The following is a 22,236-nucleotide window of genomic DNA, read 5'->3' as shown; positions in this document are numbered from 1 at the left end:
CAAAATAACATTTATATGATCCGTTTTTACTTTATTCTTATTTTCTTCCTTATTTCACTGTTAAGCTTTTTAAGGGCGCCTGCTTATTATTTATGGTTACTGGCAGTTGGCGTAACTGAATTTCCATTGTTATTTGCCGGAATTACTGCGTTGTTAGCTGCAACAGGTTTTTGGGTACAGAAATATCAACTGGCAGGCACAATCCTGGGGCTTGTTACGCTGGTAATTTTTCTTTCGCCCGTTGTTAGGGCATATTGGGCAGCAAAGGATGTTAAGCAGGACATGGCCCAATCATTATCCGGATCACCTGTTAATTTCCCGGCTAGCAGGCAGCCTTTCAGCTTTTGGAACCTATTCAAAAGCACGAAAGAGGTGCCTTATAAAACCTATACCTATGTAAAGTACCCGGATACTTCAATGGCGCTTGATTTTTATCCATCGCAATTGAAAGGAAACAGGCCATGTGTTATAATAATTCATGGAGGCTCGTGGGCAGGGGGCGATAGCCGGCAACTGCCTGAATTGAATAGTTACCTCGCTGCAAAAGGCTATAATATTGCCTCCATTAATTACCGCATGGCCCCGAAATATCAAACCCCGGCACCCATTGAAGACCTCCGGGCTGCTATATCATATTTAAAACTACATGCCCGGGAATTACATCTTGACACCAATAGTTTTGTCTTACTAGGCCGCTCGGCGGGTGCGCAGATAGCCTTACTGGCAGCATATACTATCCATGAACCGGCATTAAAGGGTGTGATTGATTTTTATGGACCGGCGGATATGGTTTGGGGATATTCTGTTCCATCAAATCCATTGATAATGGATTCGAGGAAGGTAATGAGAAATTATATTGGCGGTTCATACAGCCAGGCACCAAAAAAATACGCTGACTGTTCACCAATAGAATTTGTAAATAAACAAGCTGTCCCTACACTCATTATCCATGGTAATAACGATGTGCTGGTTTCGCCGGAGCACAGCCGCCGCCTCAATTTAAAACTACAGCAAAACGGGATAAAACATTACTGGCTGAAATTACCCTGGGCAACCCACGGTTTCGATTTTAATTTAAACGGTCCCGGCGGGCAACTATCAACCTACGCTGTGGATGTTTTTTTAAATACAGTTTGCCCCCTGGCCCCTAAAGGGGAAGTAAGAAAGTAGGAGTTGTTTGCAAAACAGCCATTATCTATCCTAATTTATGCTGACTGCCTGATGATTTACTATGTATGTTCTGCTGACGATTGATCATGTACTTTCCCCATCCCTGGTTTCTTCTCTCTAAAGCGGGTAAAGAAAATAAATGCAACCATGCAAAGCGCAAATCCGCAAATTCCGTTAAGGCGCAGGCCAAAGTCATGGCCCGCATCTATTCCATAAACGGTAAGGAAGGCAAATAAGGCAATGCCTAATGTTTGCCCAAGCTTTACAAACAGGTATTTAACGGCAAAAAACATCCCTTCGTTATTTTCGCCGGTGTCGATGGCGTCTTTTTCAGCAATTTCGGCAAGTATGGCATTTGGCAAGATCCCTAAAGAGGCAAGCGGGAATGCGGCGCAAATCACCAATGTATAAACCTGCACTTCGGGTAAAAACGGGAATTTTCCTAAGAAGTAGATCATAGCAAATATCAGGCTGAGCAATGCGAATGAAAACAACACAATTGGTTTCTTGCCTATCTTTTTTGATAAATAATTGATCAGCGGATAAAACAACAGCGAAACCATTACCATTACACCCATTAATAACCCGCCCATTGATTTGGGCAGGGGCAGCAATACGGTAATAAAAAACAATAAGCCACTTGATATGATGCTGAGCGCCATATAAAACGAAAAATCAGAGATCAAATAGTATTTAAAATTCCGTTGACTAAATGTTTTACGGATAGCCGGGAATATGGGTAAATGTGATGGTTTGCTTTCAGAATATTTTTTTTCGTCGATAGCAAATACCGGCACCAACATAATTAAGCCGGCAAAAGCGCAAAGCCCCCAAATGGTGTCCTGCACTGCCGTATCGCGGTTGGTTATATGAAAGGAGCTTTGTACAAGATCGGCAAAGTTATTTACAAGGGCCCCTATTACAATACCTATTACAAAGCCAACCTGCTGTAAAGAAGAAAGCTTAACTTTTTCGGCAGATGTACTGGTAAGTTCAGGTAATAATGCATTATAAGGAATGATATAAGCGGTTACACTCATAAAAAAGAAGATAAGCGTAAACGTTAGCCATATCGCGTTGTACGTGCTTTCTGCTTTAACCAGCGGACAAAACGTAAGTCCGCAAAAAATAATGGCCGGCAATATAGCCCATTTCATAAAGGGGATCCGGCGCCCTTTGGGGTTGTGGCTTTTATCGCTTAGCGAAGCAATAAACGGGTCGACAACTGCATCAACCAGGCGCCCTGATGTTAAAACAACCGACATGATATTAAATATTCCAAACAGTAGCAATTGCGGAATAAGGTGAATTAACCCCGAATTTGACGGCGCCAAATAAAAATAGGGGAGCATTACAATAATAATATTGGTCATAATACTCCAGCCTATCATTCCGCAGGCATAGGCAATCTGTTTGGAAAAAGGCAGCTTTGTAACGGGCATATTTAACTACCACGAATTACACAAATTATTCCGGATTAAACGAATTTGATTTGTGTAATTGGTAAAAATATAAATCCGGGGTTTAAACGGAAGTCTTTATATGCCGGGTTCTTATACAGTGTACAGGCTTTGAAGTCTTACCTTTCAGCTTTCACCTCCTCCTACAGCCCCGAATAATAATCATACCCTCTCTCGGCCCAGTAATCTTTGGGGCGGGAGTTACTGAAGGATATGGTACCGATGCGTTTGATGTTTTTTATGCCGTACTTAACCGGGATGATGAGGCGTAGCGGCGCCCCATTTTGCAATGGAAGCAGCTTATCATTCATCTCGTAAGCCAACAGCGTTTGCGGGTGCATTGCGCTTGGCATATCTAAGCCTAAATAATACGCTTTATCCGGGGTTTCCATACCCACATAATCCATTTTTGTATATTCATCCAGCTGGAAGTGCTTTATAAAATCACTGAATTTTACGCCGCCCCAGTGCGAGATCTGGTCCCAGCCTTCAACACATTTAAAATCGTAAACAATCTCGGTTTTTGGCAGGGCCATCAGGTCATGCAGGCTAACCTGTAAAACTTCGCCGCCTTTTTTAATTACGTTTAGTGTCCAGCTTGCAGGATCAAACTTTTTTGCTGCTTCAACACCAATATCGCTGTTAACCCGCACGTGTTTGGCCGCTCTTGATTTTGGGTAGGTTTTAACCAGGTGATTAGGGCTGAAAATCCTTCTGAAAACCAACTCGGTTTTGTTAAGAGCCCTGCGGAGCGGTTGGTGCGCGCCGGATGTTATGCCGCCCGCAGCTTCCTGCGGCGATTTATAAAGCCAACGCCAACCCTCAAATGCACCGCCTGCCAATATGGTAAAACTGGCAAATGATATAAAGTTGCGCCTGTTTATCTTTTGTTGAACGGTAAGTTCCTTTTTGATTTTTTTATTTGGAGTGCTCATCGTTGTTTGTTTGAATAGCTGGTTCAGGGGTTTCATTAACTACCTCAAAGCCCGAAATTACCGATCTGAAATTATTCCATCCCGCCAGGAAAACCTGTACAATATGGATCACAAAAAAGAAAACATAGCCAAGCGTTAATGCAAAATGCAGGATCCTGGCAAAATGATAACCGCCCGAAAGCCAGGTTAAATAATAAAATTGTACAGGTTTATAGATAGCCAGGCCGGTAACTACCGAACCAATGCCCATAAAAATAATAGCCGTGTAAGCTATGCGCTGGGCTGCATTATATTTTTTTTGCGGCGGTGCCATTTTACGGATATGCAGGTCATGCAACAGCACCAGCCAGGCTTCTTTAAATGAATTCTTTTTGGGGACCAGCTCACGCCAGTCGCCGGAAATAATGGTATATAAAATGTAAAGGATGCCGTTGAGCGTAAAGAACCACATAAACAGGAAATGAAAAGCCATACCCTCGGAAAGGCGATATGGAATTTTTAAATAGCGATAAAACCATTCGGGGAAAAAGCGAAAGAACGTATGACCAAACAGGGTGAACGAATATTCGTCATTTGCCCAGTAGATCAGCATCCCGCTCCAGATCATAATGGTGAGGATGGGGAAGTTCACCCAATGGCACCACCGCATAGCTAAGGAGTGTTTTTCTTTTATGGCTTTCATTGTGTTGATGTATAACCGGATGTAAAGTTAGCTAATTTTAAAACTACTTAACCGATGCCATTGCTTCATTTGAAAATGTGGCCCTGCCTGCGCCTGTAACCACACCGCTTATCTTGTTTTGTAAAAAGCCTATGATCTCCCAGTCTTTTGTATCAAAACCCTTGGGCAAAGCAATGGTTGCTGTGCCGTTATTTGCATTTAACGTTACTGCCTGTAGCTTACGTACAATTTGAACATGCGATAACGTTTTGCCACCATTTTCGCCGCTTGCCACTTTTGATGTCGCCGCTTTCTCCAAAATTGCTACCTGCAATACCGTGTTTTTGTCGGTGCCTTCAACGGCATATTTAAGGCTGGCCTTTTTTGGATCAATCGTTGAAACATTTAACTCAACCCGGGCTGTTGCTGCTCTTTGCAAAGTAGTATGGATAGCATCGCGAAGGGTACCTTCCTGTGAGCCAACAAATTCTGTTTCTCCATTTACAACTATCTGTGGCGTATAAACACCTTGAATGTGTAAATAATGGGCATAGTCCCGCTGTCTTTTCGAAAAATCAGCATTGCTAAACTGATCTTTCCAGCCTAAACGATCCCAATAATCAACATGGAACGCCAGGATGTAAACGGGCTTATTTTTGCTCTCTTTTTCAATTTTCGCAACCAGCTCATCTGCCGGCGGACAGCTTGAGCAGCCTTCTGATGTAAACAACTCAACAACCGCAAAGCCTTTATCATCCGCGTTTACTTTGTTTAACAGCTTAACATTAATAAAGGCTGTGGATGCCAGTGCTGCAATTGCCAGGAATGCAACAAGGCCCAATATTTTAATTGATTTCATATAATATAATTTAATAGTTTATTTACGTTTTTGATGGTTAGTCGGATGGGGTTTATATTCCTTACAATAAAATTAGATTTTTTTATTTTTAGAAATTGCAATGAATCAACTTGTATGAACTTGTACAGGGGAGTATGAAAAGGCAACATCATTAAGTTACCCATGCGCCTCTCAGGAAACCGGGGGGCATTTTACTTATATAGAGGTTGGGTAGCTAGCTTTGTAGCTAATTAAAAACGAGGATGCTTGTGGCAGCGAAGGGCTGCGAGGCTGCTCAATGAGGATGAACCGGATAACTGGCGCGGGTGGCGCTGGAGGATGAACCTGTTGCGTAGCAATATGCTATCTTAGTAACATTATGATATTTTATAATCGATATATAAATGGAGAAGATGGTAGGTCTGTCTATTCCGATATTTACAATTTAAGGCAAGAGGCGTTTAGCGATAAATACTTCGATGATATACAAAGTGTATTGACGGAAACCTTTAATAGAGTTGTTTTTAATCTCGAAATTATTTTTTCAGAATTAAAAAATATCAATTACGCATTTAAGACCGAATTTCAATGCAATTCTGAAAGGCCCCTATTGCGCCCGTTACCAGATACAGATGAACTACTGGTTAAACTCAATAGTGCCACCAGCGATTTTGGACAGATACCTTTATCCTTAAAATTATTCTACAAAATTGTGGGTTCATGCAACTTTGCCTGGGACTATGACAACCGGCCAGAAATGTTTTGGAAATGTGCTGATCCGATACAAATCAACAGCATTGACGATATTGTTAATTACGTTTCAGATGATGATTGGACAGAATATTTAAGTGAAGCTTTGGAAGATGATAATTCACAATCACCTTATTTGGAATTAGCTGCAGATTATCTGCATAAAGATAATATTAGCGGGGGACCTCCTTACTCAATACAATTAACAAAGGAACCAAGCATTGATGGTTTGTTTTTAAATGAGCCTAATGAAACTACATTCATAAACTATTTAAGAATTTGTATGGAAAATTGTGGTTTCTCAAGAATAACAAACGCAGAATACGAAAATGATTATAAAGAGTTTTTTGCGAAAATAAAGCCACAATTAAAAAATATATGAGCGAACTTAATCACTTTTAACCCACAACCCCTATTTTCTAACTATCTGTAAGGTTTTACCTACCTTAACGACTAAGCATAAACAACTAAGAGTATAAGTTGTGGTATAAATAAATTACAGCGAAATTCAATTCGTGAAAATTAGTGCCTATTTAAATTTATGGATCATCAACTAAATCCGCATCACTGGGTGGCGGCGCATGCCGATTACCTGTTTGGCTTTGCTATAACCCGCATTAACGACGAAGAGCTTGCAAAAGACTTGGTGCAGGAAACTTTTTTAGCGGCATTGGAGAAAGTCGCAAACTTTGAAGGCAAAAGCTCGGAACGAACGTGGCTTACCGCCATCCTTAAAAACAAAATTATTGATGTGTACCGAAAAAAATCCTCCGGCTTGCAAAATAAAATGGTAAAGGAGGCAGAGGATGAGCAGAGCGACCTTTTTAATGCTGATGACGGGCATTGGGTAAATAACAACGGGCCAAAGGAATTTGGTATTGAGGATAAAGACCGGCTGGTGAGTAAGGAGTTTGAACAGATAATGCAAAAATGCCTTCAAAAGCTGCCTGCCTTGTGGATGTCGGTATTTACCATGAAGCATATTGATGAAGAAGCTACTGAAATTATTTGTACGGAATTAAAAGTAACGGCTGCAAACTTTTGGGTGATCATCCATCGTGCCAAGCTTAATTTGAGGGCATGTCTTCAGCGAAACTGGATTTAAAATTTAAAATTATGAGCTATTTGAAAAGAATTATATATAACTGTAAACAGGCCACCTTCCTGATAGAAAAAAGGTCGTCAGGTAAAATAACCTTGAGGGAAGCGTTTGAACTGCGTATTCATTTGGTGGGCTGCTCTTTTTGCAGGATCTACAAAAAACAAAGCCGGGTTATTAATGAAATGGTGCAGGAACTTTTTCGAAGCTCAATGCAGGCAGACAGAAAGCTTGATGATAAGTTTAAAAAAGAACTGCAGATAAGGATTGAAGAGGAGCTGAACAAAAACTAAGTTGGCACGAATGAGGGCGAATTTGCACGAATTCTCGCCCCTTTCCAATTCGTGAAATTCGAATAAATTCGTGCAATTAGTGTCTTCTTCACTCTATTTAAAAATACTTTGTAAGGTTAATTGCCTATACCCGACTAAGGGGTAAATAACAATTAAAAAACTAAAAAATTACAACGTATGAAATCAATTATTTCGGGCGCAGTTTTAGCAACTGCCATTGTAGCTTGTTTATCATTAACTATCCAGGCAAAACCAGTAAACCATTTATCTTCAACAACCGTTGCCCTTAGCGATACCGGCAAAATGGACAAAATGAAAAATGATAAGATGAAGATGGATAAAATGGAAAAGAAAAAGATGGACAAAATGTCGAAAGACAAAATGAAAATGGACAAGAAAATGGACAAAATGAAGAAAGACTCTTCAGGTAAAATGTGAGTTGTTTTTGTTTGATTGGAAGGGAGAGCTTTCTTCCTTCCTTTTTTATAAATTTTTAAATACTTAAAGGACAAATGAAAAAATATATACTCATAGCCGTTACACTGTTTTTCTGTTTACAGGCAATTGCACAAACAGGACTTAAAAACGGAGCCCACGCACCGGAATTTACAGCTACGGATAACGCAGGCAAAACCCTTGATCTGAAAGCTTTGCTTAAGGAACATAAATCGGTAGTGTTGTTTTTTTATCGTGGCCAGTGGTGCCCTTATTGCAATAAGCACATACAGCAATTGCAGGATTCATTGCAATTATTAACCGCAAAAGGTGCCTATGTAATTGGCGTAACGCCTGAAACAGGCGAAAACATCAATAAAACCATTGAAAAAACACACGCATCATTTTCAATAGTGCAGGATAAAGGCTATTCAATAATGAAAGCTTACGATGTAAACTATACAGTTGACCCAAACCTGTATGCAAAACTAAAAGGGTATGGAGTTGATTTAGAAAAAGGTAATGGCAATACAGACCATGTGCTGCCTGTTCCGGCTACCTATGTGATCAATAGCTCAGGAAAAATTGTGTTTGTTCATTTTGACAAGGATTACACAAAAAGACCATCGATAAGCCTGATAGCAAAAAGTTTATAATTGAACCGAATTTCACGAATTGAGGAGAATTAGCACAAACTCGATTCGTGAAAATTCGTTCTAATCAGCTACCCTCCCCAATTCGTGAAATTCGAATAAATTCGTGCAATTAGTGTTTCTTAAATTAGTGTATCCTCAGTTCTCTATCCGTCAGCCCGTCCAACTCCTGCGGATTATGGGTTACAATCAATACGGATGTGCCCAGTTCCTCAAAAACCACCTTCAGTTCAGCAATCAAAGCCGATTTATTTTCGGGGTCTAAGGCCGAAAATGGTTCGTCCATCAGCAACAATTTTGGTTTAATGGCCAGCGCCCTTAAAATGGCTAAGCGCTGTTGTTGTCCACCTGAAAGGTATTCGGGTTTGTGGGTTGCAAATGGCTCCAGCTTTCCTATGGCCAATAAGCGGGTTATCCATGCATTGTCATTTGTTGCATATTCAAGGTGATGCAAAACAGTCATGTTAGGAAACAGCGCATAATCCTGGAAAACAAATCCGGCCATTCTTTTTTGAGGTCGCAGGTTTATTTTTTGATCCGTATTTAACCAGGTTATATCATTAACTACAATTTTACCTTTTTCGAGATTAGTAAACCCGGCAATAGTTTTTAAAAGTGTGGTTTTACCGGCGCCAGAAGGGCCGTAAATTTTGGTAATACTGCCGGTTGGGAATTGCTCTTTCACCCGCAATATCTGCTGCCCTTTATAAGCCTTTAGCTTTTTCTCAATATCTATGCTGATCATTCCAAAGGGCTTTTTAACTGGTATTTATTAAAGATGAACACGGCTATCACCAAAACAAAAGTAATGGCAAACAGGATGAGCGAATATACATTGGCGGTATGATAATCCATTTGCTCAACTGAATCATAAACGGCAATGGATGCCACCCTGGTAACGCCGGGAATGTTGCCGCCTATCATTAGTACTACGCCAAACTCGCCAAGAGTATGGGCAAAGGTTAATACAATTGCCGTTAATAACGATGGCTTTATATTGGGCAAAAGCACTTTTATAAAAGTTTGCCACCTGCTTTTCCCCAGGCTATAAGATGCCTGCGAAAGGGAGACCGGCAATTGCTGTAATGCCGATTTTATAGGCCCTATCATGAAGGGCATGCTGTAGATAACAGATGCCAGCACCAATCCTTTAAATGAAAATACAAACTGCACGTCAAACGTATGCTGCAACCATTTGCCAATACCATGCTGCGGACTAAAAGCCAGCAACAAATAAAAACCCAGCACCGATGGCGGCAGGACCAGCGGCATGGTTATAATAGCTTCAAGCATTATTTTAAAAAACGACCGCCCCCTTGACAGCCACCACGCAACCGGCAAGCCGGTAAGCAGCAATAACAGGGTTGTTATGCCTGCTAATTTTAAGGTGAGATATATGGGAGTTAGATCCATTTTAAAGGAAGATTTAAAAAAACATCATCTGCGCGCAGGCCTTCGACCTGCGCTGACGCGTTTAGCCCCTTCAGGGCTTTAAAAAAAGCCTGTAGCATCCAAGCCCTGAAAGGGCGACATATAACAGCGCAGGTCGAAGGCCTGCGAAATATGGCAAATTCATTAATGGAGTACATTTCGAACATACGGAGTTTAAAACCCATCGATATCTGGAATCCTACGGGCTGTGTCCTCACAGCCCGCCGCAGGACAGGGAATGAGGTAAGCAATGGAAGAACACACCCCTGCACCCCTCTCAAGAGGAGAACCGCACAGCCCCATGCTTTTTTACTATTGAACATGATACCCATATTTCTCAAAAACAGCTTTCGCCGCCGGACCTAAAATGTATTGATAAAATTTTTCGGCATCAGGATTGGTAGCTCCATGCTTCAATATTACCATTCCCTGTTCAATAGGGGCATATAATTTAGGGTCGATGATTTTCCAGTACAGCGGGTTTTTATTGGCAGGATCTTTAACCAGCGCCTGCGTTGTAAAGCCCACTTCAACCACCCCGGTGGTGATATAAGTATTTATCTGCGAGATGCTTTCGCCATGGACGACTTTTGATTGAATATTGTCTAAAATCCCCTTACGCTTCAGGGCCTCTTCGGCAGCTTTGCCATAGGGTGCTATAGCCGGATTGGCAATGGCTATTTTTTTTACCCTTTCTGTAAGCAACACTCTTTCCCAATTCTCAAAACCTATATCCTGGCTACTGCAGATAATTAGACTGCCCTGTGCATAAACTACTGGTTTTTTTGCGCTGAACCCTTCCGTAAAAAGTAGCTCCGGGAAGGTCATATCCGCAGATAAAAACACGTCATAAGGCGCACCGTTTTTTACCTGGTTGGTCAAATTACCTGATGAGCCTACTATCGGCTCGATCATAATGCCCGTTTTACTTTTAAAATCGCTTTGCAATACTTTTATAACCGACTGCAGGTTTGCAGCTACCGCCACCTTCAAATTTTGAGCAAATGCAGGTGAGATACAAAATATGCATACTGCTACTAAAATTTTTATTCGTTTCATGTTATTGGTATTAAAATGTTTACTGCGCATTTACTTTTTTATTTAAATAGCTAATGCAGTGTTAATATACGTTGTTATTAAAGCGTATCAAAAAATTTGAGCCGGTATTTAAAGAAAAAATCTTCGCCCAAATGTATGTAATTGATAATAGTTAATAATACTATATTAGCTTACAAAATCAAATTATACACCTCCCATTTCCTGTATCAATATGAATAAGTTAAGAAAAATCCTCACTTTTTTATTGCTGTTTATAGCTCCAATAATTTTAAAAGCCCAAACCGGTAAGTTCATTACAGTGAAAGGGAAGGAGGTTATTGGCCCCAATAATAAACCTTTTTTAATGCGGGGCACAAACCTGGGTAACTGGCTGGTGCCCGAAGGCTATATGTTTAAATTTAAAAACGTTAATTCGCCAAAGCTGATCAATCAGGCCCTGGCAGAAATATTAGGCCCCGAAGATGTAAAGGCTTTCTGGGAAAAATACCAGGACACTTATATCACCGCAGCCGATATCCACTTTTTAAAAGCATCGGGGATGAATTCTATCCGGATCCCTTTTAATTACCGCCTGTTTACAGCGGAAAGCTATATGGGTCAGAACAATCCTAACCGTGGATTCGAGCTGCTTGACAGGGTTATTGGTTGGTGCAAAAAAGAAGGTTTATATGTTATTTTAGATATGCATGCCGCACCTGGCGGTCAAACCGGTGATAATATTGACGATGGCTATGGATATCCATTTTTGTTTAAAAGCAAGGCTAGCCAACAATTAACCATAAATATTTGGCACCGGATAGCGGCGCATTATGCCAATGAAACAACAGTTATGGGTTATGATCTGTTAAACGAGCCTATTGCTACTTATTTTAAGGCCGAAGAATTCAATCAATACCTGGAACCGCTGTATAAAGAGATCACTAAATCGATCCGTATGGTTGATAAAAATCATATCCTGTTTTTAGGCGGTGCACAATGGGATAGTAATTTTAAAGTGTTTGGTCCGCCGTTTGATTCAAAGCTGGTTTACCAGTTCCATAAATACTGGACGGAGCCAACCCAGAAAGTGATCCAGGATTATGTAGATTTCAGGGATAAGTACAACGTGCCCATTTACTGCGGCGAAACCGGCGAAAATAAGGATGAATGGGTAAAAACATTTAAAGACCTGTTAGAGAAAAATAACATCGGCTGGCATTACTGGCCTTATAAAAAACTGGACAATACCGCCGGCATTATCACCTTTGATGTACCTGCCGGCTACGATAACCTAATTGAGTACACCGAAAAACCCCGTTCAACTTTTGAAGAGATCCGCAAGGCCGCACCCGAAGACCGCGCACAATTAATAAAAGCACTATATGCATTTTTAAACAACAGCAAATTTGAAAATTGTAAGCCAAATAAAGGATATATAGAGGCGTTGGGATTTAAAGTACCTTAAGGGAGGAGGAGAGCGGAAAGCTGAAAGCAAAAAGGAATGACGAAAAAGGGGAAAGCAAAAGGCAATTAAGCTTTGGTCTTGGGGCTTTCAGCTTTTCACTTTTACCTCAACAATTAATTGTAAAATCCACTCTTAATAGGATTAAGAAAAGAAATATATTATCTTGCTTAACGGAACCAATCCGTTATAAACTGTAATGCTTATAAAAACCTTTAAGTATTGCAATGACCCTGTGCGCATGAATAAACTTTTACTGAGATTTTATATACCCCCCATTTTGTTTTTGCTGCTTACAGCAATTACCGCCGAAGCACAGGTTGCCGTTAACATCAGCGATAAATTAAAACAGCAAATTTTCAGGTTTAATGAGGTTGATTGTTTTGAGGACGTACACAGCGCACTTGGTATAGCGCAGATAAAAAGCAGTGCATTTGTTAATAAATTTAAGGTTAACAAACAGGCTACCCCCATAACCGCTGAACCAGGCACTGCTTATTGGTATCGGGTTAAAATAAATCACAATCCCCAATCGCGGAATAACTGGATCCTGGAATTTTTTGACCAGACCATTGACAGCATTACAGTATATTCACCTGATAAAAACTATAATTACACAGCCACCTTACTTGGCAGCAGCAGGCCATTTTCGGCCCGGTTTTATCAGCACAAAAACTTTAGCTTAAATCTTAACAACAGCCTCAGTGGCGAATACATTTATTATATCCGCATAAAATCGCACCAGCCTGTAAATGTTATTATGGTGTTGCGCTCAGTAAACTGGTTTATAAGCTATGCGCTTGATGAGTATTTTTTCTTCGGCATTTTTTACGGAATGATCCTGGTTTTCGGGCTGTATAACCTCATGATGTTTATTGCTATGCGGCAAAGGCAATACTTGTATTATATAGCATATAACCTCAGCATCGGCCTTTATGAAATGTGTGCCGATGGTATTGCCTACCAATACATATGGCCCGGCTCGCCTATGTGGAACCATAATGCCTATGGGGTTGCTTTGTTTTCAGCAAGTATATTTTCGGTGCTGTTTGCGCAAAGCCTGCTGAATTTAAAAGTTAATGCCCCACGCTTAAACAAACTGGTATGGTGGGTTATTGGTTTGCGATCACTATTTTTTGTGCTTTGCTTAACCGTTAACCCAAACTGGTTCAGCTACAAGATAATTGAGATAGTACCTTTAACACTGGCTTTTTTTACAGGCTGTTATGTGTTAATAAATGGATACAGGGCCGCGCGCTTTTTTGTTATCGGCTATTTGTTTTTATTAACCGGTTTTGTTGTAAAAGCATTAATAGCTTTAAACTTATGGTGGCTGCCGGTAACTGCCTCTGCCTATTACAGCTTAAGCTTTTGCTTTATAATGGAGATGGTATTTATATCTTTTGCCATTGGCGATAAAGTACGCCTGTTAAAAAAACAGGAAGAGCAGGCGCAGCTGCACATAATAAGGCAGTTAAAATTAAATGAAGAGCTAAAGGATGCGCTGAATAAAAACTTAGAGGCGCAAGTACAGGAGCGCACCAAAGAACTGGTTGAAAAATCAACGCTGATTGAGCAGCAAAATGAAGAGCTGACAACCGTTAACGACCTGTTAAAACAACAGGCCGAAGAAATCTCCAGGATGAATGTGTTGCTGGAGCAGGACAATACAATTTTGCACCAGGATATTGAAAAGATCAGTCATGACAGGGTAATGTCGGCCGAGGTTGATTTTGAAGAGTTCAGCAAGATCTATCCCGACAGGGAAACCTGCTTTAAATTTCTGTCGGATTTGAAATGGGAAAACGGATATGGCTGTCGCAAATGTGGCAACACCCATTACGGGCACGGGCATTTGCCCTATAGTCGCAGGTGTTCCAAATGCGGCTATGAAGAATCGGTAATTGCCTATACTATCTTACAAAATACCCGTATCCCAATTAATAAAGCTTTTTACATGATCTTTTTGATGTACTCAACCAAAGGGAAGATCTCATCGCACAAATTATCCGAAATCCTTTCTATTCGCCAAAGTACCTGCTGGGCCTACAGCTCGCGCATAAAAAAGGTGATGGAAAGCAGGAAGAAAGAGATTAAAAACGCCGGGGATAAAGGGTGGAGCAGACTGGTGGTGGAATAGTTATTAGAGGCCAGAGGTTAGAGATTAGGAAGAAAAAGAAGATTGATGTTAGAGGAAAAGACGACTCCTGCCTTGTTTTCTCATTATACTTTTGTTAGTTTTGGGTAATAACCTGTAACCCAAAATCACAATATATGAGCTTCAAACAAAATCTTGAAAAGGTTGGTAAACACCCTGATATTATTATCATAATTACCGATCAGCAACGCGCTACACAACATTTTCCGCCTGGTTGGGAAGAAGAAAACCTCCCAAATCTTACCTTCCTGAAAAAGAATGGCTTTAGCTTCGACAGGGCTTTTTGCAACACCTGTATGTGCTCGCCAAGCAGGGCCACACTGCTTACCGGCACTTACCCGGCACAGCATGGTGTTACGCAAACCCTTACTGCTTTGGGTAATTATTCGCCGGCAGAAGGTGAGCTGGATAATACCATGCCCAACATTATGAACATGCTGCAGGGCGAGGGCTATGATGTGCAGTACCGCGGTAAATGGCATTTAAGCAAAGGGGTAACAACTTATGCTTCACTGGTAGCGGCAGATGTAGCGCTGTACGGTGCTATGGGCTGGGCACCGCCTGATTCGGGCGAGGATACAAACCCGCTGAACTTTGGAGGAGGTTATGCCAACCACGATGCCCGCTACGTAAAAGAAGCGATAGACTACCTGCAAACAGTAAAAGCCAGGCGCGCAAATAATGATATGACGCCTTATTGCATGATCCTCTCGCTTGTAAACCCGCATGATCTGCTGGCTTATCCGAAAACCGCCGGAACATACGGATACGATGAAAAAAATTGGGCAGGGCGCCAAATAGGCCTGCCATCAAGCATTGACGAGAACCTGCTGGAAAATAAAAAGCCGGTGGCGCAGTTTGACGTACTACAGGTACAAAAAGCAGGGTTGGGCAATTTGAAAGATGAAAAAGACCAGCTTAATTACCTTAATTTTTATGGATACCTGCTTTCGAAGATCGACACGGAGATCAGCTACTTTACAAATGAGCTGTACAAACCCGCGCATGACGGAACGCGCCTTGCTGATACCGCCATTGTGATCCAAACGTCGGACCATGGCGAAATGGGGCTTGCACATGGCGGGCTGCGCCAAAAAATGTTTAATGCCTATGAGGAAACGATCCGCATCCCTATGGTGATCTCAAACCCTATTTTGTTTAAAGACGAACAAAGGCCTCAAAACTCAATGCACCTGGCTTCACTTATAGATGTTTTGCCAACCATCGCCGAAATTGCTAATGTAAGGATGGTGCCCTCCGGCCTGCGCGGGGTGAGCTTGTTACCTATTGTAAAAGATGGCACATCAGTTCAGGATAGCATTTTGTTTGCATTTGACGATACAAAGGCCGGCCTTAATAACAAGCCATCAATGGTAAATGCCGCTAACCGCGTACGCACTATCAGAACAGCAGAATGGAAATACAGTTATTATTTTGACGCCATGGGTGCCTATGCAAATCAATATGAGCTTTATAACCTTATTCATGACCAGGATGAGATGAATAACCTCGCCTATGACCCGCTTCACCAGCACAAACGCGAAGAATTAGAACAGCAGTTAAAAGAACTGGAAAGAGAAAAGCTGTTGGTGCGTTCGTAGGAAGTCCGAAAGGCGGGAAAGTCCGGAAGACCGAAAGAAAAGTATGAGTAAAACTTACGAGTTTTAAAAACTTCGTAAGTTTCGCTAAAGGCTTTTTCTTCGGTCTTTTTTATTAATGGCTTAATAACTTCAACCTGCAGCTTCTTTCGGACTTTCCGACTTCCGGACTTTCCCGACTTTCTTCAAACTTAACTGTGAAGCAAGCGTATCATTATTATCCTTCCAAAATATAAAAACCTGCCCTGTTACATTTTAAAGCCCCTTTTTGTACAAAATACACCATGTGTTTAAAGCGTATTGACTCTATTACAACTAGCTACTAATCAGTTATTTATGTTAAAATATATTTGGAATTTGAATATTAATTAACATAGCTTTGTAATACCAATATAAACTAAACGTCTGCCCGTGTACCAAAAAAAGTTAAAATGCTGCTTAGCCTTATGGCTAATTTGCCCGCTATTTTTTTAAGCATAAGTTAATTGCTGCGGATGATTTAATCCGGCGGTGGTGGTGTCAAGTCAATAGTCTTGAGTCACAAGTCTTAAGTCAGATTTTGTTTTTTTCTGACTTAGAACTTAAGACTTTCGACTCAAGACTAAGCGTCAATTGTAATTGACACGACAATAGTTCAATTGGGTTATACTTCTAAACCAAATCAATTAACTATAACCAATTATTATGAAAACAATTTACCATTTAAAGTTGCTTGCCGCATTGATCATGCTGCCTGCATTGCTGTTTTATTCGTGCAAAAAAGATCTTTCTAAACCGGCGCCCAACTTGGCAAGTACTGCAAGCACCACAGTAGCAAGGGCGGCTAACGAAACCGTAAGCATTTGGGAAACCACATCAGATCAAAGCAAACTACTAGCGCAGCAAACCAGCATTAATTTTGCTGCAGACGCCGGTACAAATGCAACAACCATTACAGTTGATGAAAACACAAGCTATCAAACTATTGATGGCTTTGGCTATTGTTTAACAGGTGGCAGCGCATCATTAATTAACGGGCTTGGCGCTAATCAAAGCACTTTTTTGAATGATATATTTTCAACAGCCGCAGGGCACGTTGGTTCGGCCTTTGTGCGGATTACCATAGGTGCATCAGACTTAAGCTCTTCTGACTTTACTTATGATGATATGCCATCAGGGCAAACGGATGTTAATCTTACTCACTTTAACATTACCCAGGAAATGACCGACCTGGTACCTGTTTTAAAGAAGATAGTAGCCATAAACCCGGCTATTAAAATATTGGCTACCCCGTGGACAGCACCTGTTTGGATGAAAAGCAGTACAACCGGCAATGGCGGCTTTACCGGCGGCAACTTAAACACGGCCTACTACGATGCTTATGCCCGTTATTTTGTAAAATATATACAGGCGATGCAGGCACAGGGGATAAATATTTATGCCGTAACACCACAAAACGAGCCTTTAAACCCCTATAATAACCCGGCCATGACCATGCAGTCAAACGAGGAGGCCAACTTTATTAAAAATAATTTAGGTCCGCAGTTTGCGGCAAACGGCATCAGTACCAAGATCATTGCATATGATCATAATTGCGACCAGCCAGGCTATCCGGAAGCTGTTTTTGCCGATGCAGGCGCCAACCCGTATGTTGATGGATCAGCATTCCACTTATATGCCGGTGATATCAGCGCATTAACAGCTGTGCATAATGCTTACCCAGCCAAAAATGTTTATTTTACTGAACAATACATAGGCGGCCCGGGCAGTTTTGGCGGCGACCTTTCATGGCATGTTAACAATTTAATTATTGGCGCCCCGCGTAACTGGAGCCGCGTGGTTTTAGAGTGGAACCTGGCCGCCGATCCGAATTATAACCCGCATACTTCTGGCGGATGTTCAAATTGCCAGGGAGCAGTAACTATTTCAGGCAACAACTATACACGCAATACGGCTTACTATACCGTAGCGCATGCGTCTGAATTTGTAAAGGCCGGTGCAGTGCGCATTTCATCAAATACATTTTCGGCTAGCATTCAGAACGTAGCCTTTAAAAATCCTGACGGCACTAAAGTTATAGTGGCACTAAACACAGCATCATCAAGCCAAACATTTAAAATTAAATGGGGCGCTGAATCATTTACCTACACTTTACCGGCAGGCGCTGTTGCCACTTTTAAATGGGCCGGCACACAATCAAGCGGTACCGGAGGCGGAGCACCAATTGGCCAAACTATCACATTAAAAGGGTTCAACAATTTATATGTGAGCGGCGAAAACGGCACCACAGCCATGACCTGCACCCGCGCCACAGCAGGCACCTGGGAGCAATTTTTAGTTGTTGATGCCGGCAATGGCAAAATTGCACTGCAAAGCATGAGTAAATATGTATCCAGCGAAAACGGCACCATGGCTATTACCTGTAACCGCGCAAGCTTTGGCGGTTGGGAAACATTTACCTGGGGTGTAAATGCTGATGGCACCATAACCCTTAAGGGCAGCAACAATGATTTTATTTCGAGCGAGAACGGCACACAGGCGATGACCTGCACCCGAACTACTGCATCGGGATGGGAATCGTTTAAAGTAAATCAGTAGGATAGATCTAAGAAGTCAAGAGTCAGGAATCAAGAGGAAGAGAGTCAAGAACCAGGAAAAACCTGCGCACTGTTTTATCTTGATTCATGACTCTTGATTTCTTGACTCTCTCCCATACAACTAACCAATTTATTATACTAAACCAAACAATTATGAAAAAAACAATTTTAAACTTTTTAACCCGCACCGGTATAGTACTGGCGCTGGTTAGCATGATTGTTTCCTGTAAAAAGGATAGCAACAATCAGCCAAAAATCCAAACTACTGATGTGGCAAAAACTACCGAAGCCCGCGCAGTTACGTGGCAGCTGGTATGGTCAGATGAGTTTAACGGCACCAGCGTTGACGGCTCGAAATGGAACATCGACAACGGCAACCCAAACGTTAATAACGAGAAGGAATATTATCAATCATCCAATGTTACCGAAACAGGCGGCAACCTGGTTATTACCGCAAAAAATCAGAGCGTGGGTGGGCAGCCATACACATCTGGTAAATTAGAGACCGCAGGCAAATTCTCCGCTACTTATGGCAGGATAGAAGCGCGGATCAAGTTGCCGGCTTTTCAGGGTAGCTGGCCGGCTTTCTGGATGCTGGGCACTAATATTGGTACCGTTGGCTGGCCAAGCTGCGGCGAAATTGATATTATGGAGCAGGTTAATACCAGTAATACCATATATGGCACCATGCACTGGAACGGCGGCAGCGGGCATGTAAGCTACGGCCTCAACACAACCACAACACCAACAGATTATCACGTTTATGCAGTGGAATGGGACACCAACCAAATCCGCTGGTATGTTGATAATACCCTGTATGTTACCGGGAATATTCAGAACAATATCAATAATACAGGCGCGTTCCATCTTCCATTTTACATCATACTTAACCTTGCGGTAGCAGGTGATTTCCCGGGCCAAACTGTAAACACAGGCGCATTACCTGCAAGCATGTATGTTGATTATGTGCATGTATACACAGCAGGTACTTCAACAACAGGCCCGCCAATCGGACAAACCATTACCCTCAAAGGCTTTAATAATGACTATGTAAGCGGCGAAAACGGCACACAGGCTATGAACTGTAACCGCCCGACTGCAAGCGCATGGGAGCAGTTTTCAGTGGTTGATGAAGGCGGAGGCAAAGTTGCACTGCAAAGCATGGGTAAATATGTATCATCAGAAAACGGCACAATGGCAATTACCTGTAACCGTACCAGCGTAGGTGCCTGGGAAACGTTTACCTGGGGCACTAATGCCGATGGTACCATTACCCTGCAGGGCAGCAATGGCAAATTTGTTTCATCAGAGAATGGCACACAGCCTATGACCTGTACCCGTACCACGGCTTCGGGCTGGGAAGCATTTAAGGTGAACCAGTAAGAAAGAATAGAATTAAGAAGTCAAGAGACAAGAATCAAGAAATCAAGAGTCAGGAATCAGGATAAAAAGAAACTTAAAACCTTCTGTCTTGATTCCTGACTCTTGATTTCTTACATCTTTCCACCTGTATTATACTAAAATGTATGTAGATTATGTGCTGGTTTAATAAAGCCAATTAAAGGCTCTTCTTCTTCGTGATAAATAATTATATAATTGAAAAGACTGATAAAATTTTACCCTTTAGCTTTAATTATCATTTTTGGCATCCGCGCAGGGTATGGGCAGGATCTCGAAAAAAAACTCCAGCTATCATTATCAACCGGCCGCCAACAGGAAGATTTTCATTGGGACATTGCAGGGAACATAAACGGGCAAAGCCCAAATGTGCTTTCTGAACTTAAATGGAAAAATGTTAGCGGTCAAAATTATTCTGGCGCCCTGCAGTGGAATTTCTGGCGCAGGTTTTCTTTGTTAGGAGAATATAACCGGGTAAATGTAAGATCGGGCAGTGTGAGCGATATGGATTATGCCGGCGATAATCGCACTCAACCAACCTACCAGGAAAATTTCAGCGATAATAAAGGATCTGTTTCCGCATGGAATGCCGGAGCCGGGTACGTTATTTTTAATAACAATCTGTTTAGCCTTATCCCCTATATTGGCTATGGCGCCAGTACGCAATCGCTTTATATTGTAGACCTCACCGGGCAGTTCCCGGGTCTTAACAGCAGCTATAATACGCGGTGGAAAGGGCCATTTATAAAAGCAACATCATCCGTAAAAATCTGGCGTGCTTTAAAATTGACTGCCGATGTTACTTATAACCAGGTAACCTACAGCGCACAAGGCGACTGGAATTTGATCAATGAGTTTCAACACCCGGTTAGTTATCGCCATGCCGCAAAAGGTTATGGTATAAATGCTGCTGCACGTCTAGTTTATAATCTCACCCCTAATATTGGGTTAAGTTTTGGTTACGGCTACTACAGCTGGCAAACAGGGAATGGTACGGATCAGCTTTATTTATCATCAGGCCAGGTTGATAAAACGCAGCTTAATAGGGTGGCGAGGAATGGGTACCGGATTGTTGGCGGAGTGGTTTTGGGCTTATGAAGCTTTCGGTCATTTACAGGTCTTGAAAGATGTGTTTGCCATTCAAATTACCCGATGAGCCATTTACTTTTTATATAAAATGAAGTACCTACGTTGGCTTATTAAGTGTTGCTACAAGGCAAAAAAAAGCATATTCAAAAATGTGTGCATGTTTTGGCTTTAGATGCGCAATTCAGTATTCAATCACCACATCATCCGTCAAAGCATGCCCGGTACAGGTAAGTATCCAGCCGGCGGCAAGGTCGGCATCTGTTAACACATCGTTTTTTACCATCTCCACTTTTCCGCTTTTGCATATGGCGGCGCAGGTTGAGCAATCGCCAACTCGACAGCTGTAGGGCAGCTGGATGTTATTTTGCAGAGCAGCCTGTAGTATGGATTGATTTTCGCCAACCACCAGGTCATGTATTCCATTTTTGAAGTGAATTCGGATGTTACGGGGTGGATAGCTTTTTTCAGTTGCTGTTACAGGGATGGTTTCGAGCACAAAATTTTCTTTGCGGATTTGGCCGGATTCAAGGCCCATGTAAAGCAGGGTAAGCCTGATCATGCGCATGTAGGAAAAAGGGCCGCAGGTATAAATTTCGGTTTTGGATAAATTGTACTTTACCTCACTTCGCACCAATCTTTCAACTACAAGGTTATTCAGCCTGTTGGCTTCGCTGCTTAGCTGATGGATGACCTTAAACCTGTCAGCATGTTTTTGTAAAAGAGCCTCAAGTTCATCCTTAAATAAAATTGAACGCTCATTCAAATTGCTATAAATAAGTGTGAGCTTGCTGTTTCCTTTACGGCCCAGCACATATTTTAATTGCGAAAATACAGGGACTATCCCGCTGCCCGCTGCAAACAGTAAGATCGTTTTTTCGGATTCAAAATCAGTTATGGTAAACCTTCCTGCCGGTTCAACCGCGCTTAAAATATCACCGGGCTTTACTTTGGTGAGCATAAAGCGGGAAATTTCGCCATTGGCTATCCGTTTAACAGTTATGGAAAGCAACTCTTCATCGGGCGATGAACTCAGGGAGTATGACCGCCTGATCTCTTCATCATGATGAGTAAATACCAGGGTAATAAACTGCCCGGCATTATAGCCGATTTTTTTGCCGGATGTTTCTTTTAAAGAGAAGGTAGCCGTATCAGGCAGCTCCCACTTTATGGCTTCAACTTTTAACTGAAGCAT

The 22,236-nt window shown here is 41.8% G+C and carries 20 protein-coding genes; 12 read left to right on the top strand and 8 right to left on the bottom strand.

What is annotated here, in order from left to right:
• Positions 1 to 15: 15 nt before the first annotated feature.
• Positions 16 to 1,170 carry an alpha/beta hydrolase gene (locus tag BUE31_RS28375; RefSeq protein ID WP_073407254.1) on the top strand — a complete coding sequence of 385 codons (1,155 nt, stop codon included), beginning with the start codon at positions 16 to 18 and terminating at the stop codon, positions 1,168 to 1,170.
• Between the two features lie 59 nt (positions 1,171 to 1,229).
• On the opposite strand, the gene BUE31_RS28370 is transcribed toward BUE31_RS28375, so the two are convergent.
• The 4 genes from BUE31_RS28370 to BUE31_RS28355 all read right to left on the bottom strand — a co-directional run bounded on the left by BUE31_RS28370 (position 1,230) and on the right by BUE31_RS28355 (position 5,085).
• Complete coding sequence (locus BUE31_RS28370) at positions 1,230 to 2,612, bottom strand: MFS transporter (RefSeq protein ID WP_073407253.1); 1,383 nt, start codon at positions 2,610 to 2,612, stop codon at positions 1,230 to 1,232.
• Positions 2,613 to 2,773: 161 nt separating this feature from the next.
• Positions 2,774 to 3,565, bottom strand: a complete 792-nt coding sequence (locus BUE31_RS28365) for a molybdopterin-dependent oxidoreductase (RefSeq protein WP_073407252.1) — start codon at positions 3,563 to 3,565, stop codon at positions 2,774 to 2,776.
• Positions 3,549 to 4,247, bottom strand: a complete 699-nt coding sequence (locus tag BUE31_RS28360; protein WP_073407251.1) for a cytochrome b/b6 domain-containing protein — start codon at positions 4,245 to 4,247, stop codon at positions 3,549 to 3,551. Before BUE31_RS28360 ends, BUE31_RS28365 begins: the two co-directional genes overlap by 17 nt.
• Positions 4,248 to 4,290: 43 nt before the next feature.
• Entirely contained in the window at positions 4,291 to 5,085 is a 795-nt protein-coding gene (locus tag BUE31_RS28355; protein WP_073407250.1) for a DUF1223 domain-containing protein, read from the bottom strand.
• A 358-nt stretch (positions 5,086 to 5,443) separates the two neighbouring features.
• On the opposite strand from BUE31_RS28355, the gene BUE31_RS28350 reads away from it, so the two are divergent.
• The 5 genes from BUE31_RS28350 (at position 5,444) to BUE31_RS28335 (ending at position 8,297) form a co-directional block, all read left to right on the top strand.
• Positions 5,444 to 6,196, top strand: coding sequence for a hypothetical protein (locus BUE31_RS28350; protein WP_073407249.1), 753 nt, complete (start codon positions 5,444 to 5,446; stop codon positions 6,194 to 6,196).
• A gap of 159 nt (positions 6,197 to 6,355) precedes the next feature.
• Entirely contained in the window at positions 6,356 to 6,919 is a 564-nt protein-coding gene (locus BUE31_RS28345) for a sigma-70 family RNA polymerase sigma factor (protein WP_073407248.1), read from the top strand.
• Between the two features lie 11 nt (positions 6,920 to 6,930).
• Entirely contained in the window at positions 6,931 to 7,206 is a 276-nt protein-coding gene (locus tag BUE31_RS28340; RefSeq protein WP_073407325.1) for a hypothetical protein, read from the top strand.
• Positions 7,207 to 7,383: 177 nt separating this feature from the next.
• Positions 7,384 to 7,644 carry a hypothetical protein gene (locus BUE31_RS30860; protein ID WP_143167296.1) on the top strand — a complete coding sequence of 87 codons (261 nt, stop codon included), beginning with the start codon at positions 7,384 to 7,386 and terminating at the stop codon, positions 7,642 to 7,644.
• A 74-nt stretch (positions 7,645 to 7,718) separates the two neighbouring features.
• Positions 7,719 to 8,297, top strand: coding sequence for a peroxiredoxin-like family protein (locus tag BUE31_RS28335; RefSeq protein WP_073407247.1), 579 nt, complete (start codon positions 7,719 to 7,721; stop codon positions 8,295 to 8,297).
• A gap of 124 nt (positions 8,298 to 8,421) precedes the next feature.
• On the opposite strand, the gene BUE31_RS28330 is transcribed toward BUE31_RS28335, so the two are convergent.
• From BUE31_RS28330 to modA, 3 genes are all read right to left on the bottom strand, one after another.
• Positions 8,422 to 9,039, bottom strand: a complete 618-nt coding sequence (locus tag BUE31_RS28330) for an ATP-binding cassette domain-containing protein (protein ID WP_073407246.1) — start codon at positions 9,037 to 9,039, stop codon at positions 8,422 to 8,424.
• Positions 9,036 to 9,707, bottom strand: a complete 672-nt coding sequence (gene modB / locus BUE31_RS28325; protein ID WP_073407245.1) for a molybdate ABC transporter permease subunit — start codon at positions 9,705 to 9,707, stop codon at positions 9,036 to 9,038. Before modB ends, BUE31_RS28330 begins: the two co-directional genes overlap by 4 nt.
• A gap of 330 nt (positions 9,708 to 10,037) precedes the next feature.
• Positions 10,038 to 10,784: a molybdate ABC transporter substrate-binding protein gene (gene modA, locus BUE31_RS28315; protein WP_073407324.1), complete on the bottom strand. Its 747-nt coding sequence runs from the start codon at positions 10,782 to 10,784 to the stop codon at positions 10,038 to 10,040.
• 211 nt (positions 10,785 to 10,995) lie between these two features.
• Here modA and BUE31_RS28310 point away from each other — a divergent pair, with 211 nt between their 5' ends.
• From BUE31_RS28310 to BUE31_RS28285, 6 genes are all read left to right on the top strand, one after another.
• Positions 10,996 to 12,228 (top strand): glycoside hydrolase family 5 protein, encoded by a 1,233-nt coding sequence (locus BUE31_RS28310; RefSeq protein WP_073407243.1) that lies wholly within the window; start codon positions 10,996 to 10,998, stop codon positions 12,226 to 12,228.
• 238 nt (positions 12,229 to 12,466) lie between these two features.
• Positions 12,467 to 14,365, top strand: a complete 1,899-nt coding sequence (locus BUE31_RS28305; RefSeq protein ID WP_073407323.1) for a 7TM diverse intracellular signaling domain-containing protein — start codon at positions 12,467 to 12,469, stop codon at positions 14,363 to 14,365.
• Between the two features lie 134 nt (positions 14,366 to 14,499).
• Positions 14,500 to 15,984, top strand: a complete 1,485-nt coding sequence (locus tag BUE31_RS28300) for a sulfatase-like hydrolase/transferase (protein ID WP_073407242.1) — start codon at positions 14,500 to 14,502, stop codon at positions 15,982 to 15,984.
• Between the two features lie 681 nt (positions 15,985 to 16,665).
• Positions 16,666 to 18,558, top strand: a complete 1,893-nt coding sequence (locus BUE31_RS28295; RefSeq protein WP_073407241.1) for a glycoside hydrolase family 30 beta sandwich domain-containing protein — start codon at positions 16,666 to 16,668, stop codon at positions 18,556 to 18,558.
• Between the two features lie 152 nt (positions 18,559 to 18,710).
• Positions 18,711 to 19,940 (top strand): family 16 glycosylhydrolase, encoded by a 1,230-nt coding sequence (locus tag BUE31_RS28290; protein ID WP_073407240.1) that lies wholly within the window; start codon positions 18,711 to 18,713, stop codon positions 19,938 to 19,940.
• A 213-nt stretch (positions 19,941 to 20,153) separates the two neighbouring features.
• Positions 20,154 to 21,053 (top strand): hypothetical protein, encoded by a 900-nt coding sequence (locus BUE31_RS28285; protein WP_073407239.1) that lies wholly within the window; start codon positions 20,154 to 20,156, stop codon positions 21,051 to 21,053.
• 172 nt (positions 21,054 to 21,225) lie between these two features.
• Here BUE31_RS28285 and BUE31_RS28280 read toward each other — a convergent pair whose 3' ends face one another.
• A complete protein-coding gene (locus BUE31_RS28280) occupies positions 21,226 to 22,236 on the bottom strand; it encodes a ferredoxin--NADP reductase (RefSeq protein ID WP_073407238.1) in 1,011 nt (336 codons plus the stop codon).

This window comes from Mucilaginibacter sp. OK098 (genome assembly GCF_900142915.1).
Classification (GTDB): Bacteria; Bacteroidota; Bacteroidia; order Sphingobacteriales; family Sphingobacteriaceae; genus Mucilaginibacter.
The sequence above is the reverse complement of the archived record's forward strand: the minus strand, read 5'-3'. Positions and strand labels throughout refer to the sequence as shown.

Coding starts and splice junctions, on each gene's coding strand:
- BUE31_RS30860 (WP_143167296.1), top strand. CDS start 7,384: ATGAAATCAATTATTTCGGGCGCAGTTTTAGCAACTGCCATTGTAGCT.
- BUE31_RS28300 (WP_073407242.1), top strand. CDS start 14,500: ATGAGCTTCAAACAAAATCTTGAAAAGGTTGGTAAACACCCTGATATT.
- BUE31_RS28345 (WP_073407248.1), top strand. CDS start 6,356: ATGGATCATCAACTAAATCCGCATCACTGGGTGGCGGCGCATGCCGAT.
- BUE31_RS28310 (WP_073407243.1), top strand. CDS start 10,996: ATGAATAAGTTAAGAAAAATCCTCACTTTTTTATTGCTGTTTATAGCT.
- BUE31_RS28355 (WP_073407250.1), bottom strand. CDS start 5,085: ATGAAATCAATTAAAATATTGGGCCTTGTTGCATTCCTGGCAATTGCA.
- BUE31_RS28360 (WP_073407251.1), bottom strand. CDS start 4,247: ATGAAAGCCATAAAAGAAAAACACTCCTTAGCTATGCGGTGGTGCCAT.
- BUE31_RS28365 (WP_073407252.1), bottom strand. CDS start 3,565: ATGAGCACTCCAAATAAAAAAATCAAAAAGGAACTTACCGTTCAACAA.
- BUE31_RS28280 (WP_073407238.1), bottom strand. CDS start 22,236: ATGCTTCAGTTAAAAGTTGAAGCCATAAAGTGGGAGCTGCCTGATACG.
- modB (WP_073407245.1), bottom strand. CDS start 9,707: ATGGATCTAACTCCCATATATCTCACCTTAAAATTAGCAGGCATAACA.
- BUE31_RS28330 (WP_073407246.1), bottom strand. CDS start 9,039: ATGATCAGCATAGATATTGAGAAAAAGCTAAAGGCTTATAAAGGGCAG.
- BUE31_RS28370 (WP_073407253.1), bottom strand. CDS start 2,612: ATGCCCGTTACAAAGCTGCCTTTTTCCAAACAGATTGCCTATGCCTGC.
- BUE31_RS28290 (WP_073407240.1), top strand. CDS start 18,711: ATGAAAAAAACAATTTTAAACTTTTTAACCCGCACCGGTATAGTACTG.
- BUE31_RS28335 (WP_073407247.1), top strand. CDS start 7,719: ATGAAAAAATATATACTCATAGCCGTTACACTGTTTTTCTGTTTACAG.
- BUE31_RS28350 (WP_073407249.1), top strand. CDS start 5,444: ATGATATTTTATAATCGATATATAAATGGAGAAGATGGTAGGTCTGTC.
- BUE31_RS28340 (WP_073407325.1), top strand. CDS start 6,931: ATGAGCTATTTGAAAAGAATTATATATAACTGTAAACAGGCCACCTTC.
- modA (WP_073407324.1), bottom strand. CDS start 10,784: ATGAAACGAATAAAAATTTTAGTAGCAGTATGCATATTTTGTATCTCA.
- BUE31_RS28375 (WP_073407254.1), top strand. CDS start 16: ATGATCCGTTTTTACTTTATTCTTATTTTCTTCCTTATTTCACTGTTA.
- BUE31_RS28305 (WP_073407323.1), top strand. CDS start 12,467: ATGAATAAACTTTTACTGAGATTTTATATACCCCCCATTTTGTTTTTG.
- BUE31_RS28295 (WP_073407241.1), top strand. CDS start 16,666: ATGAAAACAATTTACCATTTAAAGTTGCTTGCCGCATTGATCATGCTG.